Source organism: Escherichia sp. MOD1-EC6842 (assembly GCF_002965705.1).
Taxonomy (GTDB): Bacteria; Pseudomonadota; Gammaproteobacteria; order Enterobacterales; family Enterobacteriaceae; genus Escherichia; species Escherichia ruysiae.
The window spans coordinates 1-16,472 of the sequence record NZ_PTRF01000035.1; the positions used below are offsets into that span (position 1 = coordinate 1).

Consider the following 16,472-nt stretch of genomic DNA (forward strand, 5'->3'; position numbering starts at 1 on the left):
TCTGTTGATTTCAGCAGGTGCGCCAGTTCTGGTGCAGAAGCTCCGGCCAGAACTCCCGCTAAATTATTATTGCTTTCACAGGTATCAACTTTAGTAAAAGTAATAATATGAGGTATAACACGGGGAATCATAGTACATGGGCACCGCGATTCAAAACGTCAAGGAAAACATAATACAGCAGTGCACTTGTACTGTTTCTATTATTCTGGCGATTTCAATAAAGGCACTTGCTCGCGCTCTGTCATTTTCTGAAACTCTTCATGCTGCATTTCGATTTTCCTTCTAAGATCATAACTCGCATACCTGTTCTTTTTATGTATATCCATATCTATTTTTGTGACGAGTTCAAACCACAATGTTCGCACTCCCCATGCAGCGTTATGAAACATTTCCGCAACGGCTTTAGAGTCAGTATTAACTGCGTCGGTCATGTAGTCGCTAATACGTTCAGCGGTAATTTTCGTTATTTCATCGTAATTCATTTTATATCCTACAAGATTATTTAATGGAATGCAAAATATCTGGCCTGATAACAATGCTCCAGAATTAATACCTGCAGGCTATGTTAAAGTTGCCTCCACACACAATCTACCTGTTTTCTCGTGTGCGCCACAGGCGCAATACATAAATAGTCTGGCCATTAAGTTCGTAACGGATTTCGTACTCGCCAGCAAAAATCCGTCTGACCTCCCTGGGTTCAAACTGAAACAACTGTTCTCCCATACGTGGATGAGTTAACAGAATGACCGGTGCCTGTGTCAGGGACTGCACCGTTCTGTATGCGAGTTATGATCTTAGAAGGAAAATCGAAATGCAGCATGAAGAGTTTCAGAAAATGACAGAGGAGAGCATGAAAAACCCTGGGGCAGTAGTTATGCTGCCATCGCGGATAACGTGTCCCTCTACTCTGAGCGTCTATCATACAACCGGGGTACCAACTGGCGAATTTGTCCTGTAGTTCGTCATTCAGGACTGCAGTTCCGGTCTGTAACAAATAATGCTACGCTGGAACCCCAGTCATTGGTTTTTTCATAACATTAATATCTCTTTATTTATGAAATATTTTAAACACTAATGTTCAGACAGCTTTACAATATATCACAACCAGCCATTACTGCAGTACACATTCAATGCACCCTTCTGTTTCAGAAGGTATGTGAACGCTTTCTCTGTATCCGGAGTTCACCTGGAAAATGAAATCTGTGGTTCCGTACCGATTTTGATAATAAGCCTGTAACCGACATGCCCCTGACGTTGGGTGCTGGCCGTCTTTATCCTTGTTCCACTGAATGAGAAACGTTTTCCCGTTGGATATACAATACTGAGTCTGCATACAGTATCCTGTATTATTTTTGCTCAGGTTTATATTAATTTTATTACTGCATGTTATTAATATCGGAAATGCTCTGATTCGTATGAATACATATATTAGCAATAGTAAATGAAATACCAGTTTTCTTTATTTAACGGTTCTGCACAAAAAACACAAAGGGTTCTCTCTCGTGACTGTTTTCCTCCCTTAATGATGGTAAAGTATTTATATTTGTGGTAAGGTTAATGCCGGAAGCTGGTGAATGGAGGTTTACTTGCGTATGATATAGTGGGTAATGCTGCCAACTTACTGATTTAGTGTATGATGGTGTTTTTGAGGTGCTCCAGTGGCTTCTGTTTCTATCAGCTGTCCCTCCTGTTCAGCTACTGACGGGGTGGTGCGTAACGGCAAAAGCACCGCCGGACATCAGCGCTATCTCTGCTCTCACTGCCGTAAAACATGGCAACTGCAGTTCACTTACACCGCTTCTCAACCCGGTACGCACCAGAAAATCATTGATATGGCCATGAATGGCGTTGGATGCCGGGCAACCGCCGCATTATGGGCGTTAGCCTCAACACGATTTTACGTCACTTAAAAAACTCAGGCCGCAGTCGGTAACCTCGCGCATACAGCCGGGCAGTGACGTCATCGTCTGCGCGGAAATGGACGAACAGTGGGGCTATGTCGGGGCTAAATCGCGCCAGCGCTGGCTGTTTTACGCGTATGACAGGCTCCGGAAGACGGTTGTTGCGCACGTATTCGGTGAACGCACTATGGCGACGCTGGGGCGTCTTATGAGCCTGCTGTCACCCTTTGACGTGGTGATATGGATGACGGATGGCTGGCCGCTGTATGAATGCCGCCTGAAGGGAAAGCTGCACGTAATCAGCAAGCGATATACGCAGCGAATTGAGCGGCATAACCTGAATCTGAGGCAGCACCTGGCACGGCTGGGACGGAAGTCGCTGTCGTTTTCAAAATCGGTGGAGCTGCATGACAAAGTCATCGGGCATTATCTGAACATAAAACACTATCAATAAGTTAGAGTCATTACCCTGCACCCGGTGCCGGGCAGCCACGTCCAGCGTAAAAACCTTCGTGTAAACTTCCGTTGAACTGATGGACTTATGTCCCATCAGGCTTTGCAGAACTTTCAGCGGTATACCGGCATACAGCATGTGCATCACATAGGAATGGCGGAATGTATGTGGCGTGACCGGGACAGAGAACATCAGACCATCAGCGGCGGCAACCGCTTCCACAATCCAGGTCCTGACCGTTCTGTCCGTCACTTCCCAGATCCGCGCTGTCTCTGTCCTGCCTGTCCGTTTATTACGCTGTTCCATGGGGATTTTCAGTGTTGCCACCATCGTCTGCAGCTGGCCGACGTACCAGGTGTCGGAGAGTGGAACCAGCCGGTGAGTCTGCTGGCCGGCTGGCATTCTTCCAGCCGTCCTGGCTGCTTTTTCGGTCCGTTGTTTCAGGGTCGCAAGTTGCACAAACGGATACGGGAGCGCAAGCGAAAAATCCCCCCGCGTCAGCGCCAGTGCTTCATTAATTCGCGCACCGGTGTTCCACAGTGTGGCCAGGGGCATCCCGGGCATAGTTGGAGCGGCGCTGGCAGGTGATGCATATCAGTGTTCATTCCACGGGGAAACGTCGGGCAGGTTTTCCACAACCCGGTACTTTCCCGGATAACGGAGCTGGTTACCGCCACGCGTCCAGACGGTGACAACAAAACCCCCTCCCTGGTTATTTTCGGGGAGCAGGCGATCGCACTGCTCACTCAGCATGTGGATCACAAACGGCGCATCGCTGCCGTCTTCAAATATCAGTTCCAGCGCATCGCGACCATGCAGCATTCCCTTACTGATGATGACGTATTCAGCCCCCCGCATCTCCCTGAGTAAATGTTTTGCCGCATCCGGGACAAGCAGCCTGGCTGCGCCGGCATTCCAGCTGAGGTAGACATATCCGGCCTGCGCCTGTACAGACTGCCAGTAATCCGTTCTGGCGACAGCCTGACCTTCATTCTCAATAAAAAACATGGATGACTCCTTTTTTACTTTTCCGGGCAGGGACGGTCATGCGATAACGTCATCCATCATCACTGATTTTACCTTCACACAGCCTGATACACTCACGAAGTTACCATCACCAATATTATAATTACCAAAGATATAACCACATTACGAAATCACCTGATAGCCATTATAGAAAACCTGGCCTCAAGTAATCATATTTTGCTTATTTTTATTGAAAAGTAAGCAAAATATGATTATTATTTCATCAAATCAAGGAGATAATTACATGAAACTTTCACTAAAAGAATATATTGAATTGTATTACAACACTCAGCGGGATTTCGCTAGCGCCCTTAAAGTCACCCCCCAACAGGTAACTAAATGGCTGCGTGCTGGCTGGCAGGTAGTTGACAACAACTTGTTATCCGTCAATCGTGAATTACCGCCTGTTCCTGCTAAATACGACAATACATTCCCTTACTATGCTGAAATGAGAGAGCTAAATTTTAAAGGTACGGGAAAACTGCACGCTGTATGCACAATTTTACGGCAAAACCGTTTCGATCCTAAAACAAAAAACAGCGATTATGATATTTATGTCACTGCAAAAATAGAGTATCAGGGCAAAGAACGGACTGTAACTGGCTCATTCCCTCTGGATTTCGTACCCGAGAGTTTTACTTGCGTGATTTTTGGTGACAATAGCTGGGAAAGTGATGACGGTGACTATATGGCTGCATTTTCAGTTGATATTCTCTCGCCAAAGCAGCTGGGGCTGGATATAGGTTTGGAGTATTTCAAATACCTGGAAGATCAATTTTGTGCGGCAGCTTTTAATTTTCTACGCAATGCTGACATGACTCAAAACGATGTGAAAGATACAGAGTCAGCTTATCGTGGATGGCTGGAGATTGACGAAGAAGATCTTGAGTAAAGCTCAATAATTCTTCTGACGTTATAACTAACGGATGTCGCGTAAGCGAGCCTTCAGGGCCGCTTACGAGCGAGTATGACAGACGTATAGGGTTTCTTCATGTTCTCAGTTTTTGAATTGTCAACTTCTGAATCGTGGGGCCCCCAGTGGTTGACAACTGCACATAAAACACCCTTAGCGCGGGGTGATAGTTCACGTAGTGGGCCATCGCCCTACCAGACCAAAGGAGCCCAATGAGCACTATTTAATTGTTGGTGCCGATCTCATCGGTACACAGTCTGTGTTTATCATTAAGTTCTTTATATCTCTTTTTAAAGAACTATTTTCTTTTTCTAACCCCAAAATTTCTATTCGCCCAGCCAATAATGCATCTGTATATGCGTCATGAAGTCGGCCTTCAACTGGTATTTTTAACTTATTTATCGAAGATAAAAACTTTATATACTTCGTATGTTTACTTTCTAATATTTTTTTTAATTCTTCAGACATAGTGCCCCCCAATTAATATTTACATTTTTCCTTTTGAATTCTTCTTCAACCATTGAGTTAGTTATGTTATTCACTTTTGTTGCATTATAGGGTATAGAACACTCTGGGTTTATATATTTAATATTTTTTTGGTTGTCTTACCATCCTTAAAATAAACACATCCTATTACTGGTTGACCGGCTAACGCCAAAGCTTTCAAAGAATATGCACGTGCGCGTAACGTGAAACTGCCGCAGCATTAGAATGAAAACCATCATCCTGACCACCATAAGGAAGGTTACAGACAGCGATTTTCTGGCACCGAAACAAGAAAGAGAAAGCAACTATAGCCAATGAAAAAAACGCTTCAATCATCTGCTTTCTGTGGCAGAGAAATTACCCGTTAAGGCGTTACCAGATCTCATTTGCGCTATTGTGCGGCCAGTACAGAGTGATTTCTTGCTGGCGGTAGCTGAAGAGGGAACAGATGCCCGCCCGGATATGACTCCGCAGGAGTTCTTCTTTAAGGGGCTTACCCAAATACAATCTTACGAAAAGATGGTAGCTGTCATTTTTTTGAGCTTGTATATCGATGATATAGATATAAAATACTAAATGGTATTGCAAAAACAATACAAAAAAACACATATATAACATAAAAACGATTAACGCCATTGGAGTTTAGCCAAGTGGGGTTCCAAAACTGTATTGATGCATATTTAAGTGCTATATTTTTTTACAGTGTACATAGAGACAGGTAGAAGTATTCCACTGAGAATCTATAGGGTTGATATTTGTATTGTTTTTGATGTTAATGGTTCGTGGATTAAGTTATAAATTGCAAAGAAAACGGGGAGTAATCCCCATGATAACCGAGAGAAATAGAATTTCTTATTCATATTTTAATGTCTCTCTACCTTGTTTTTATATAAAGAAGTATATCTCAGCGTATATCTGCGATCTGATAGACTTCGCTGCTTTCCCTTCTTCCAACGGCAATAACGAGTAAAACGACTTTCTCATCAATGACTTGATATACAAGTCTGTAGCCAGATGCACGAAGTTTGATTTTATAGCGATCAGCATGACCATGTAACCGGGCTGCGGGTACGCGTGGATTTTCCAGCCGTTCTGCCAGTTTCTTTTTGAATTGTTCACGGATGGTGTGGCCGAGTTTCTGCCATTCCTTCAGTGCTCTGCGGTCAAAAGCCAGTTCATAGGTCATCCAGGTTAACCTTCACAATTTCCGGGTTTTTCATGCGCTCATCAGCAACAGCGTTTAACTCAGCATCTTCAGCGAGTTCCCGATAGTAGGCGTAAAGTTTTGGTGGAACACAATAGAACGCCGGTTCGTTTCGGTTCAGGATCGCAACAGCGTCCCCTTCACCTTCAGCTACGGTTCCCATAGGATTTTTTTTCAGGTCAGTAATACTGGCCGCTGTGGTTGTCAGGATTTGATAACTCATAAGCCCTCCGTTTGTCTCATTGGTATGATAGCATCTTTAAAAGCACTCTTAAAAGTGCTTATGTTGAGAAAAACATCAGAACAGGTGAGATATGGCTCTTTCCGACATCGCCTTAAAACGCTCTGTAACGCGTTCTGAGCATTTTTTCCCGTTTCGTTGCAATCAGCCCGCTGTTAACGCCGTTCAACGGTTTTTAGCGGCCTTGTTGCTGTGATCTGCTGTCATGATCCAGATAGCAGTTCAATCTTGATCAAAACTTCTGCGAGGCAGCAATTGTTTTGTGAATACCCTCTAAAACGCGCTGTATCGCATTCTGAGCGATTTTTTCCATTTCACACGGTTTCTCGAACAAAGCGTTAGAAATCGATTAAGGGCTCCTCAGTGAAAGATCCAAAAAAGATCAAATAACGGATCGTATGATCTGAACTTTTCAGATTTTGAGAAAGGAGACACCGCTCGCCGCAGTCGAACGACCGAGCGTAGCGAGTTAGTGAGCGAGGAAGCGGAATTGAGCGGATCTGATATCAGACACTTACGCTCTGTGGTTGAAAATTGAGCATATTGTTTTCAGATGCTGTTGTCTTGCTTCAGAGTGATCTGTCCTCCGGATTTACGCAAAGTTATCCACAGGCATTGTGCATTTAAAAAACTTATCTTTTCTTCTTGATCTTAAAAACTTAAAAACTTAGATAGCCGTAACATCATGAAAAACATAATGAAAAAACGCTAAAGTTGAGAGGATTTTTAACATAAGTTGAGAAGATTTTTAAGTAAGGTTGAGAAGATTTTTAACTAAAGATGAGAGGATTTTTAAGTGTATCCACAGATTTAAAAAAGATCATGACACTGCGATGCAGGATAGGGCAAACGCCGCAGAATGACGTCTCTGACGCCATTCCGCAACCTTTGCCCGGTGACCTACAGTCGGTTCTTGTTGGAGAGATTTATGAGATATCTGGTCAAAGAATTTATTAACGAGAAATATTCTAAGGCTGTTAATATTTTAAAGGATAACCTTAAAGAACACTATCATGTTTTTTATGGTGTGAGATTAAGTGAGATTCTTTTTCCTACCAGTGAGTATGGCACTAATGCTTTCTTTGAAGAATTTGAATTAATTAACAGTGTAATACTTCCATTAGTAATATTCGATTTTATAGACCGAAAGCCGATCATGGTTATCGGCTTTGGGGAAGTACCTGGGATTGATTCACTTATTGATTCAGGTATAGAAGTTGTTTTGTTAGATGGTTTAAGCGATCTGCTACTGGTTGAAAAACTGATACCATTGTTTGATTAAGTCCCTGGAAATACATGTCTCCATTCGCATTAATGCCTTTTACACGAACGATGTTTATTCCATTTTCCTGTTTTTATAACTTCTCCCCTACGGAGAACTACCCAAACTAGTCTGCATCTATGATCTTAATCATATAAAATTTTTGGGGAAAAGTTCGTGATTCTAATGTCCTCATTGTATTGGTAACAATCATTTCCCCATCGTTTTCTATTTTCATATTTAATATTGCTATCAATTGCTTTTTACCGTCTCTCCATTCAATGATATGAGCGTCAAATTGATTAGAGAATGGTGATTTTTACCCTCTATCATCAAAGGTTATGAAGCTATTAATGTACAAAAATTTTTCAGTCGTTTTTCTATTTTCTCACATATTTTTAAGCGAGAATCTGTATGCAGTTCGCCATTCACTTCTCCATCTTTAATTCTGATTTCAAAGCTGATAACGTCAGTACTATCATTTTTAGCCAGAAACTTAGGTGGACCGTCAATATATCCTTCCTGATTATTAGTCCACTTTTCTTCAAATTTTGATGATTCTCCTAGCCATGTGTAGAATGAACTAGCTTTTTCTGTGATCGCATCGAATGTTGAGAGGGCGTTGCCAATATTTGTTAATGCAGTAAAAATAAGTAATACAATGGTTTTTTATTTTTTAGCCAGTTTTTTAAAGAAATTTCCTGCATATCTTCTTTGTTGGTCACTGACGTAGAGTTATCATCCATTTTGTCCGAACTCCTACTGATAGATTAAATCCTGAATCATCTAAGTTTTGCAGAATTAAGTACCTATTTTTTCGCCCCGGCTGTTATACATAGCCAGAGCTGCTTTGAGAACAGTTGTTTTGCGTCGGCCCGTCTGATCGCTTCGGCTTCCAGGATTTGTTCGTATTATTCGTTCTCCTTGAGCCATTCATCTACAAGCTGGTTCACCACGTCAGTGATTGATGTACCTTTTTTGGCACATGCAGCCTTAAACCGCGAGTGCTTTTCTTCGTCAAAATTGACGTTAACACGTTTGATTCGTCCTGGTGATACTGGTGCTGTTACTACTCGTTCCAGATCTCTGTTTTCACCAAAGGTCATTTTTTTTACTGACGTATGCGCTTTTTCAAGTGACATTCAGGCTACTCCGGTTTTTATACTTACTTGATTATATGAGTAATTACTCAAAAACTCTAACTATCTCTTTTGTAAGGATTTCTATTTCACCTTTTGCAGCGCCATCACTGGATTCAAACACGCTGTCGCCATCAAGAATTGATTTCACATAAACCTGACGTTGTGTAATAGCTGTACGAAATGCTTTAACACCGGTGTCTTTGATACTTTCTTTAAGCACATTCAACATGGTTGCCATTTCTATCTTACGGGTGATAAGAAAGCGGGCTTCTACTTTGCGGCTGTAAGCCTGTGCTTCCAGGACTGTAACCACACTTCCTGCTGCGGAGAAATCCAGAGGGCTGGGGGTGACAGGGATAATTACCAGGTCGCTTACCATAACGGCTGCGGATGTGATTACTGAGAGTGAACCTGCCCCGTCCACGATAGCAAAGTCATAGTCCGCCAGATCTTTTCGAATTCCATAGACGTCTTTTTCTGATGCTGCTGTAAATACGTCAAATGCTGCTTTGCCTGCTTTGCTCCAGTTCGTCAGGCTCATTTGTGGATCTGTATCTACCACAGCAATGTTGTATCCGCTTCTGCTCAACGCAGTGGCTATGTTGATTACGGCAGTTGTTTTACCTGAACCCCCTTTCGGATTCAGAAATGAGATCACCTTCATACTCAAACCCTCAATTGTGTATCTACTCAATTACTCCTGTGAGTTTTTGAGTTTACCATACTCTTTGCATGAGTAAAGGTTAATATGAGTCTATGTGTATATGAGTTAAAGATCATTTACTCATTTGAGTTATCTTGTATATATGAGTATTTGAGTTTATGAGTGTGTAGTGACAAGGTCACATCTACTCCTTATTTGTTTTTTGGTTCTCTTAGAGTGTACTCCAGCCAGAGCACTGACAACAGCACCACCTGTTTTTCAGCCAGGACTTAAAATCGCTTAATCCTTGCGGGAAGGCTGGAGTTATAACGGATCAGAACCAACCGGTGTATTATACGCATAAGCGGATACGGTTGCATTCCATATCATGTAGACATATTATGTCTATGTTGGTTGAAGAGAGTTCTTCTCCAGTCAGAGCCACCAACTCAGGGCTGGAAAACACAAAAAAGCCCGATTACCCGTCGGGTTTTTTTTGTGCCTGTCGTTTGGCTGTACTTCCGTTTTTTCCCCCTCATTTGAGGGGCTTTCTCTTTCAGTTTTTTTGTTGCAGTCGATGCAGCCGGTTGCGCTGACCAACTGCTTGATGCCGACGGTGGTATTTTCATAAACCCCATTTTTTCAGTAAGTTGAGTCACACAAGATGATTAAAAAAACTGTCAGTTTTTTTGATGGATGCAGTAGCGGCGATGCGCTACGTGAATTCTGAGGTTTTTCAGGAAGGACTGAACGCGAGAATTGGCGGGAGGGCATCAAAATATTTTTTGGGCATGAATGGAAATTCCCCCTGTTCTGGGCATTAAACAAATCCCACTCTGAAAAGTGGGATTTTAAGGAGCATCAGAGTCATACCAATGCTGTTCTTCTAACGAGCAGCCAATAAATTATTCACTACATATCGATATGAGATATCCAAATTATTCAATAATGACCGCATAACCATGTCTGTAATTTGTATTATTAGATCACTTTGTTCAGGGCTAATTTCCTTTACCATAAAATGCTCATACATATTATTGTATGCTTCATGCTCATTTTCTGTTGCATGGCGTCCACATAAATATGGGAGATAAATATTATATTTACTTTCCACCTGTAAAGCTATATCTCCAACATGAGAGAAAAATTCTTTTCCACTTAACTCCAGTATCATCATAAACCAGAACCTGATAACAGGATCTCTGTGTTTTAATCCGAACAAAGAAAACTTAACTATATTTTCTCTATGCATATCCATATCTGCATTAAGAAAAATAAACTCAAGAGTATCACTGGCACTCCAACGTAACATATCATCAAGTTGAAGTGACTTCCAGTCATGATAAAATAAACGGCTATGCTCTGACAGGTGTAATGCATAATCATTTATAATCTTTTCACTTTCTGATTCAGGTTGTTCATATGTAAAAACATATTTATTAATATCTCTATATCCCATAATATCAACAATCCAAAGAGGTATGAAACTTTTCAATTTCAATTGAGGGTCTATTGAGGTGTTAATCAGCCATTTGAAGAACTCATGACTCGATATTTTTTCCAGGTAATTGTTTATATATTCAATATGTCTATCATCGTTATGGCTTTTGTTTTCTATCACAAACTCAGGGTATATAGGTGCAACATTTTTCCCTACAGGTAATGATTCAAAAAATGACGGATGACTTCCATTAAGAACATAACTGGACAGGTAATTATAAAAAGAGTCATGAATCCCTTCAAATATATCAAACATTCTCTTTGAGAGAGTAGCCATTTTATTATAAGAATCTGGTGACAACTCTATATTTTCAAAAACACCTTCTGACTTCCATACATGTCCATTTTCAAGATTAAGGTGAAATGTTCCAAAATAACGGAGTGATATTCCCAAATGATTGGCAACTTGATCAGCAATAGGACTAATTTTTGAAAAGAATATATTACCGCAAGTTTCTCCTGACTCGGAGTGAGAATATCGAAGTATTGGTTCTCCTCCATCATCTACACAAAGTCTCATAAAATCAATACCAAATTTTCGGAAACACTCCATTTCTCGACTAATAAACAACCAGTATATAACATCACTTGCTTTCCAGTTAAGTTTGTCATCTATATATAGCTTCCTCCAGTCTTCCAGAAACAATCTTGAATGTGTTTCATCCTCGATTGTTCCACCATTTATAACAGATTTATATTCATTATCATTGTTATCAAACCTGATAACCCATTTATTCATGTCTCTGAAGTTCATTATGAAATGAGCCATAACAGGAGCAAATAATAGTTTGTCTTTCAACGCTATACAATCTGAAGAAATCAAACTATAAAAATCATGTTGTTCAAGCTCCTTTCGCTGTTCATCCCTAAAATGATAAAATTTCTTCATAGTGATATCTCCTGTTACTCAATAATATATAGAATACCAATACAGTAGTTTTATCAGCGATAATACAAAAGAAATTTAATATATTGTTAATAGATATCACTAACCAGAATCTACTATCAAGAACACATTATTTGAAAAAGATCACAAATTTAATTCCCCTCATGTCCACTTTGATAAAAATATAAAACTTTGTGTCAAAGACTTTGTAGTGGTCAACAAAAACTGGCCACAGCTTTAGAGTTTTTCCAGAACAATCGTTCTGATTCATTCGGCGTCAAACCACCATTATATTGATGAGGTCTGAGCTGGCTGTAATATCCTGTGATGTAATTCGTTATTGCCGTGCTGGCTTCGCTAAAATTCGCGTAGCCATTATCCGGTACCCACTCTGTTTTCAGGCTTCTGAAGAACCGTTCCATTGGGCTGTTATCCCAGCAATTTCCCCGGCGACTCAGGCTTTGCTTTATCTGATATCTCCACAGTAACTGTCTGAAATTCCTGCTGGTATAGTGACTGCCTTGATCCGAGTGATACAGTAAATTAGCCGGTTTCCCCCGTGCTTCCCAGGCCATCGACAGGGCTTTACCTGTCAGTGCGGAATCAGGGAAAATGACATCGCCCAGCCAACCGGTTTGCGGGAAAACAAATCGAGTACAACAGCCAGATAAGTCCAGCGTTTTCCCGTCCAGATATAAGTCACATCACCGCACCAAGCCTGATTAGGCTCGGTAACAGCAAACTGGCGATCCAGATAATTAGGGATCTCAATGTGTTCCTTAGACGCCTTCTTATCACGATGGCCAGGTTGCTGACAGCTGATAATATTGAGCGTTTTCATCAGCTTTGTTGCCCGCCAGCGGCTCAGTTTTATACCTTTGGTGGTGACCATTGCGGCAATGCTTTGCGCTCCTGCTGAACCGTTACTTTCGTGATAAACTTCACGCACAAGGCTCAGTAATGCCACTTTCGTGGCGTCAGGCTTCCTGGGCTGCCGCCAGTATTTATAACTGCTGCGATGAACCCCAAACACGTTGCACACAACGGCAACAGGAAACCGCGCCCTGAGTTTCTCAACTAATGAGAATTGTTCAGGGAGTCTGACATCAAGAGCGCGGTAGCCTTTTTTAATATATCCCTTTCCATTTCAATGCGTTGAAGTCTTTTCTTCAACTCACGTATTTCAATCTGCTCAGGTGTCATGGGTGAAGCTATGGGTGATTTTCCCGCTCGCTCTTCTTTCAGTTGTCGAACCCATTTATCCATCGTGGATTTGCCGACATTCATCGCAGTGGCAGCGGCGGCAACGGTGTAATGCTGATCGAGTACAAGCTGGGCAGCCTCGAGGCGAAACTCGGGGCTAAAATTGCGTCTGTTACGTCCGGTCATAATGTCACCTGTTTTGACTATGAGGTGATGATATCACCTCTATTCAGGTGGCCAAATTCACTATGCCACTACACTTTCAAGTTCTTCTTTGAAGGCTTGATAAGTAACTTCCCCTTGTATTTTCTGATATTTTGCCCAAGAAAATCAAAACCTTCGTCTATGTGTGTAATTGTGGTTTTCTCTTCAGACAGTGTTAAACCTCTTTCAAGCATGAACTCTTTAACAATTGGCATAACCACTTGTTCCAGCAGTTCTTTAGAGGCTCCCGTACAGATAAAGTCATCCGCAAATCGTACATAGTTAACTTTGTTTTTATTGCCTTTTCTTGTTGTCTTTCTGGTGAGCGCATGATCGTGAAATTTACGTTCCAGCCCATCAAGACAGATATTGGCAAGTACTGGTGATATTATCCCTCCCTGGGGAGTACCAGCATCAATGTTATTGAAGATCCCTTCTTCCATATACCCGGATTTCAGCCATTTCCTGAGAACTTGTTTATCCATAGGGATATTTTCAAGTAGCCAGTCATGGCTAATATTATCAAAGCACCCTTTAATATCCCCCTCCAGTATCCAGACTGGTGACCTTTTCTTGCAGAGACAAATGAATAATTGCTCAATTGCGTCGGCAGTACTTCTTGCCGGGCGAAATCCATAGCTATTAGGGTCTGCTGTTGTTTCTGATACAGGTTCTAAAGCTAATAGATAAAGCGCCTGCATGGCTCTGTCTTTCATTGTGGGGATACCAAGTGGGCGAAGTTTCCCATTGGCTTTTGGAATATATATCCGTCTTAACGGGTTAGGTTTATATCCTCTGCGTTTAAGATGGAATATGGCCTCCCATTTGCTTTCTGGTGTACTCCATAGCTTTTTATCGACCCCCGGTGTTTTGCGACCGGGGTTTTCAGTAACCCGTTTTACCGCTAGAGTTCTTGCAGAAAACGAGCGAACCAACAAACGTTGCAGAGATTTAACTTTGCGCCATTGTTTGTTCAACGTTGCCTTCGCTATCCTTATCTGTAGCTTCCTCACTTTTCGATGTTGGATTTTCCAGTCTATAAGATGCCAACGATCGGGGCGGGAGGCCGCAGACACCTTAATCAGCGTGTTCATCTTGCCTGCCTCCTTGCGGTTGCTTTACAGCTTTTCAAGCGATTAAAGACCAGACGGAAGTCTGCACCCTTTCGGGTCAGGGCAAATTCAGAACCCTTATCCGCTCAATTACAGGGCGGCATTCGCTTTTTCCGTCCTCCTCTACCCGCATAACCAACAGCGTCCCTTACGGTTCGCCTGCCAAAGATGGCAGCAATACGGACTTACCCAGTTTCACTTAATATACGGGTACAGGTTAGGCTCTACTTTTCGACCGGTAGCACTCATGCCCATGTATTCAGACGCACAGAACTGAATATCCGACTACTCACCTTTTGGTTCAGGCCTGTCAGCATCTTTGGCCTGTCACTTGATAACGATCTTTATTGGTAGTTCACTTTCGTTAGCCATACTGACCAGCCTAGCCCCTTGTCCGGATTGATGCTTCCAGACATCCAATTCCTCTCACGATTCTTTGTATCCATAGGAAGGATACATTGTCACCGGGCTTAGAACCCCGCCGTTACCAGCGACGCACTCCGGATAAGCTACAACCGATGGGACGATTGGTTTTACACAACTAATTGTTAAAACAATATATTAAGCGACTTTCTGGTCGCACCTGGCGAATCAGTTCCAGAACTGCAATCAGCGCGTTTGCAACGGCGATCACATCCCTGAGATTGATGATTAACAGGTTAATCATCCATTTCTCTTAGCCCGACCTCACTGAACTGCCCCCCCATAAAGTTGGGTTTTTCTGTGCCTATTGTTCACCAGTTCCCCAGACACGTCGCCTGGTGACGTGAGAACTTGGTTCAAATTTACTGTTCTGGCCATACGCATTCAGGACGCTGGCTATCAGCTCCGATGCTGCCTTATCAATATTCAACCACATCAGAACACTTTCCTGGCTTAGCTTTAGACAACTTTCGTCACATCATTCGGGGCATCATAATAAACATTACAGGAGTTTTCAGATTTCAATACTATATTGATATCAGACGGTTTATTATCTCAAAAGAGTACGCGACAACTAAGTTAGAAATAAACATCAACAGACTATCTCATTTCAAGATAGCAACATCTAAACCGGGAATTGGAGGGAGTGAATATTTTATTATACATTTTTGTTTTTTATGGCTAGACGCCATGTTGTATTGATTATGGAAAAATAAATAGGATACTCGCCAGATCTGCATGTTGAATAATCTGGCTATATATTCGTTTGTAGTGATTATTTTATATATATTGAACAATTAATTAAATACATTCCCTTGCTTAGTATCCTATTTTTCGATGGATTCCCTCTTAATCTTTAAAGATAATTGTTTAGGTGTTATTTTGAAAAAATTTTTAAATGATTTTATAAAATAAGATGAGCTAGTATAGCCTACACTCTGTGCAACAATATTAATGCTTTTTTCTGTTGTCAATATCATTTTTGCTGCAGCATGCATCCTGACCTCTAGCAAAATTTTGCTAAACGTCTGATTTTCTTTTGAAAGTTTTTTACGTGCTGTTGATTCTGATGTATACATCATTTTGCTAATATCTGAAATTGTCCAGGGAGCTGACAAGTCATCCTCAATAATTAATCTGATACTTTCTGAGAAAGTAAATTTTATATTTTTCCTAAAGAAGTAGAACAATGATAAAGTTGGGTGGCTAGATAAAAAATACAGTAGAATATGTGTTTTTCTTAATGGTGTGATATCTTCGTGAAGCATTCTAAATATAGAATGATCTCCGTCCTTTGATTCTAAACAAAGATAATTTTCATCATAATTATGATGCTTACAATTTTCCTTTGCTGTATTTTCAGTTGTATTAATAATTAATGTACTGAGTATATTAAAAACCCTTTTTACTTCACTTGAGGTAAAATAGTAAATATCATATGATGAGTTTTTTTTAGCCTGCACTGTAACCTCAGTATCTTTATTAATATAAAAGACGGAATCCTTATGAGGAAGTATGTTCGGATTGTCATTTATTTTGAGAACCACTCCTGATTTCTTTATATAAATTAATATACTGCTACTTAGTTTTGTATTGTTTATTATTGAGATTGGACCCGTATTAATTACAGAATACAAAGCATTAACTCGATCCAATGCTGTAAATTTATTCATTTAACTAATCCAGAAATGAATGCGATATTAATTAATGATGGTGGATATCCACACAAAATCAATATTGTAAGTTATTCGTCAACTTTAGATAAACACATCTAATAACCATTTAACAGCGCCGGTTATATCAATTGCTTACATGTTGCAAAAATATAGCAAATTCTTTTATTTTTCACCTTTCATTTGAGCTTTATTACTAC

Annotated in this window: 10 protein-coding genes and 7 pseudogenes; 3 read left to right on the plus strand and 14 right to left on the minus strand. The window is 41.0% G+C overall.

The window, feature by feature from the left end; translation table 11 throughout:
• Positions 1–278: 278 nt before the first annotated feature.
• Positions 279–482 (minus strand): annotated as a pseudogene (locus A7Z29_RS22465) (hypothetical protein); the annotation flags it as partial.
• 106 nt (positions 483–588) lie between these two features.
• A pseudogene (locus A7Z29_RS22470) lies at positions 589–783 on the minus strand (type II toxin-antitoxin system RelE/ParE family toxin); the annotation flags it as partial.
• Between the two features lie 875 nt (positions 784–1,658).
• Between A7Z29_RS22470 and A7Z29_RS22485 the strand changes: the two are divergent.
• Positions 1,659–2,355 (plus strand): annotated as a pseudogene (locus A7Z29_RS22485) (IS1 family transposase).
• Here A7Z29_RS22485 and A7Z29_RS22490 read toward each other — a convergent pair.
• Both A7Z29_RS22490 and A7Z29_RS22495 read right to left on the minus strand, forming a co-directional pair.
• Positions 2,290–2,910, minus strand: a pseudogene (locus A7Z29_RS22490) (tyrosine-type recombinase/integrase); the annotation flags it as partial. The pseudogenes A7Z29_RS22485 and A7Z29_RS22490 overlap by 66 nt on opposite strands.
• A gap of 39 nt (positions 2,911–2,949) precedes the next feature.
• Positions 2,950–3,363, minus strand: coding sequence for a hypothetical protein (locus A7Z29_RS22495; RefSeq protein WP_105290863.1), 414 nt, complete (start codon positions 3,361–3,363; stop codon positions 2,950–2,952).
• Between the two features lie 262 nt (positions 3,364–3,625).
• Here A7Z29_RS22495 and A7Z29_RS22500 point away from each other — a divergent pair, with 262 nt between their 5' ends.
• On the plus strand, positions 3,626–4,273 hold the full coding sequence (locus A7Z29_RS22500) for a hypothetical protein (RefSeq protein ID WP_021515401.1): 648 nt from the start codon (positions 3,626–3,628) through the stop codon (positions 4,271–4,273).
• Positions 4,274–4,513: 240 nt separating this feature from the next.
• Here A7Z29_RS22500 and A7Z29_RS22505 read toward each other — a convergent pair whose 3' ends face one another.
• The 3 genes from A7Z29_RS22505 to A7Z29_RS22520 all read right to left on the minus strand — a co-directional run bounded on the left by A7Z29_RS22505 (position 4,514) and on the right by A7Z29_RS22520 (position 6,207).
• Positions 4,514–4,762 (minus strand): hypothetical protein, encoded by a 249-nt coding sequence (locus tag A7Z29_RS22505; protein WP_105290864.1) that lies wholly within the window; start codon positions 4,760–4,762, stop codon positions 4,514–4,516.
• Positions 4,763–5,684: 922 nt separating this feature from the next.
• The gene (locus A7Z29_RS22515; protein WP_105290865.1) at positions 5,685–5,966 is read right to left on the minus strand and encodes a type II toxin-antitoxin system RelE family toxin; all 282 of its coding nucleotides are present in this window, start codon (positions 5,964–5,966) and stop codon (positions 5,685–5,687) included.
• Positions 5,956–6,207: a type II toxin-antitoxin system Phd/YefM family antitoxin gene (locus A7Z29_RS22520; protein ID WP_000121743.1), complete on the minus strand. Its 252-nt coding sequence runs from the start codon at positions 6,205–6,207 to the stop codon at positions 5,956–5,958. Before A7Z29_RS22520 ends, A7Z29_RS22515 begins: the two co-directional genes overlap by 11 nt.
• A gap of 946 nt (positions 6,208–7,153) precedes the next feature.
• Here A7Z29_RS22520 and ddp1 point away from each other — a divergent pair.
• The gene (gene ddp1 / locus A7Z29_RS22530; RefSeq protein ID WP_105290871.1) at positions 7,154–7,507 is read left to right on the plus strand and encodes a DNA distortion polypeptide 3; all 354 of its coding nucleotides are present in this window, start codon (positions 7,154–7,156) and stop codon (positions 7,505–7,507) included.
• Positions 7,508–8,397: 890 nt separating this feature from the next.
• Here the strand turns inward: ddp1 and A7Z29_RS22540 are convergent.
• The 7 genes and pseudogenes from A7Z29_RS22540 to A7Z29_RS22570 form a co-directional block, all read right to left on the minus strand.
• Entirely contained in the window at positions 8,398–8,628 is a 231-nt protein-coding gene (locus A7Z29_RS22540) for a plasmid partition protein ParG (RefSeq protein WP_105290866.1), read from the minus strand.
• 43 nt (positions 8,629–8,671) lie between these two features.
• Positions 8,672–9,292, minus strand: a complete 621-nt coding sequence (locus tag A7Z29_RS22545; protein WP_105290867.1) for a ParA family protein — start codon at positions 9,290–9,292, stop codon at positions 8,672–8,674.
• 865 nt (positions 9,293–10,157) lie between these two features.
• Positions 10,158–11,660, minus strand: coding sequence for a hypothetical protein (locus tag A7Z29_RS22550; RefSeq protein WP_105290868.1), 1,503 nt, complete (start codon positions 11,658–11,660; stop codon positions 10,158–10,160).
• A gap of 212 nt (positions 11,661–11,872) precedes the next feature.
• Positions 11,873–13,046, minus strand: a pseudogene (locus A7Z29_RS22555) (IS3 family transposase).
• A gap of 74 nt (positions 13,047–13,120) precedes the next feature.
• Positions 13,121–14,158, minus strand: a pseudogene (ltrA, locus tag A7Z29_RS22560) (group II intron reverse transcriptase/maturase); the annotation flags it as partial.
• Positions 14,159–14,759: 601 nt separating this feature from the next.
• Positions 14,760–14,843, minus strand: a pseudogene (dqlB, locus tag A7Z29_RS23865) (DinQ-like type I toxin DqlB); the annotation flags it as partial.
• Between the two features lie 583 nt (positions 14,844–15,426).
• Entirely contained in the window at positions 15,427–16,272 is an 846-nt protein-coding gene (locus tag A7Z29_RS22570; RefSeq protein ID WP_105290870.1) for an AraC family transcriptional regulator, read from the minus strand.
• Positions 16,273–16,472 lie beyond the last annotated feature (200 nt).

Coding starts and splice junctions, on each gene's coding strand:
- A7Z29_RS22515 (WP_105290865.1), bottom strand. CDS start 5,966: ATGACCTATGAACTGGCTTTTGACCGCAGAGCACTGAAGGAATGGCAG.
- A7Z29_RS22570 (WP_105290870.1), bottom strand. CDS start 16,272: ATGAATAAATTTACAGCATTGGATCGAGTTAATGCTTTGTATTCTGTA.
- A7Z29_RS22505 (WP_105290864.1), bottom strand. CDS start 4,762: ATGTCTGAAGAATTAAAAAAAATATTAGAAAGTAAACATACGAAGTAT.
- A7Z29_RS22550 (WP_105290868.1), bottom strand. CDS start 11,660: ATGAAGAAATTTTATCATTTTAGGGATGAACAGCGAAAGGAGCTTGAA.
- A7Z29_RS22495 (WP_105290863.1), bottom strand. CDS start 3,363: ATGTTTTTTATTGAGAATGAAGGTCAGGCTGTCGCCAGAACGGATTAC.
- A7Z29_RS22500 (WP_021515401.1), top strand. CDS start 3,626: ATGAAACTTTCACTAAAAGAATATATTGAATTGTATTACAACACTCAG.
- A7Z29_RS22540 (WP_105290866.1), bottom strand. CDS start 8,628: ATGTCACTTGAAAAAGCGCATACGTCAGTAAAAAAAATGACCTTTGGT.
- ddp1 (WP_105290871.1), top strand. CDS start 7,154: ATGAGATATCTGGTCAAAGAATTTATTAACGAGAAATATTCTAAGGCT.
- A7Z29_RS22545 (WP_105290867.1), bottom strand. CDS start 9,292: ATGAAGGTGATCTCATTTCTGAATCCGAAAGGGGGTTCAGGTAAAACA.
- A7Z29_RS22520 (WP_000121743.1), bottom strand. CDS start 6,207: ATGAGTTATCAAATCCTGACAACCACAGCGGCCAGTATTACTGACCTG.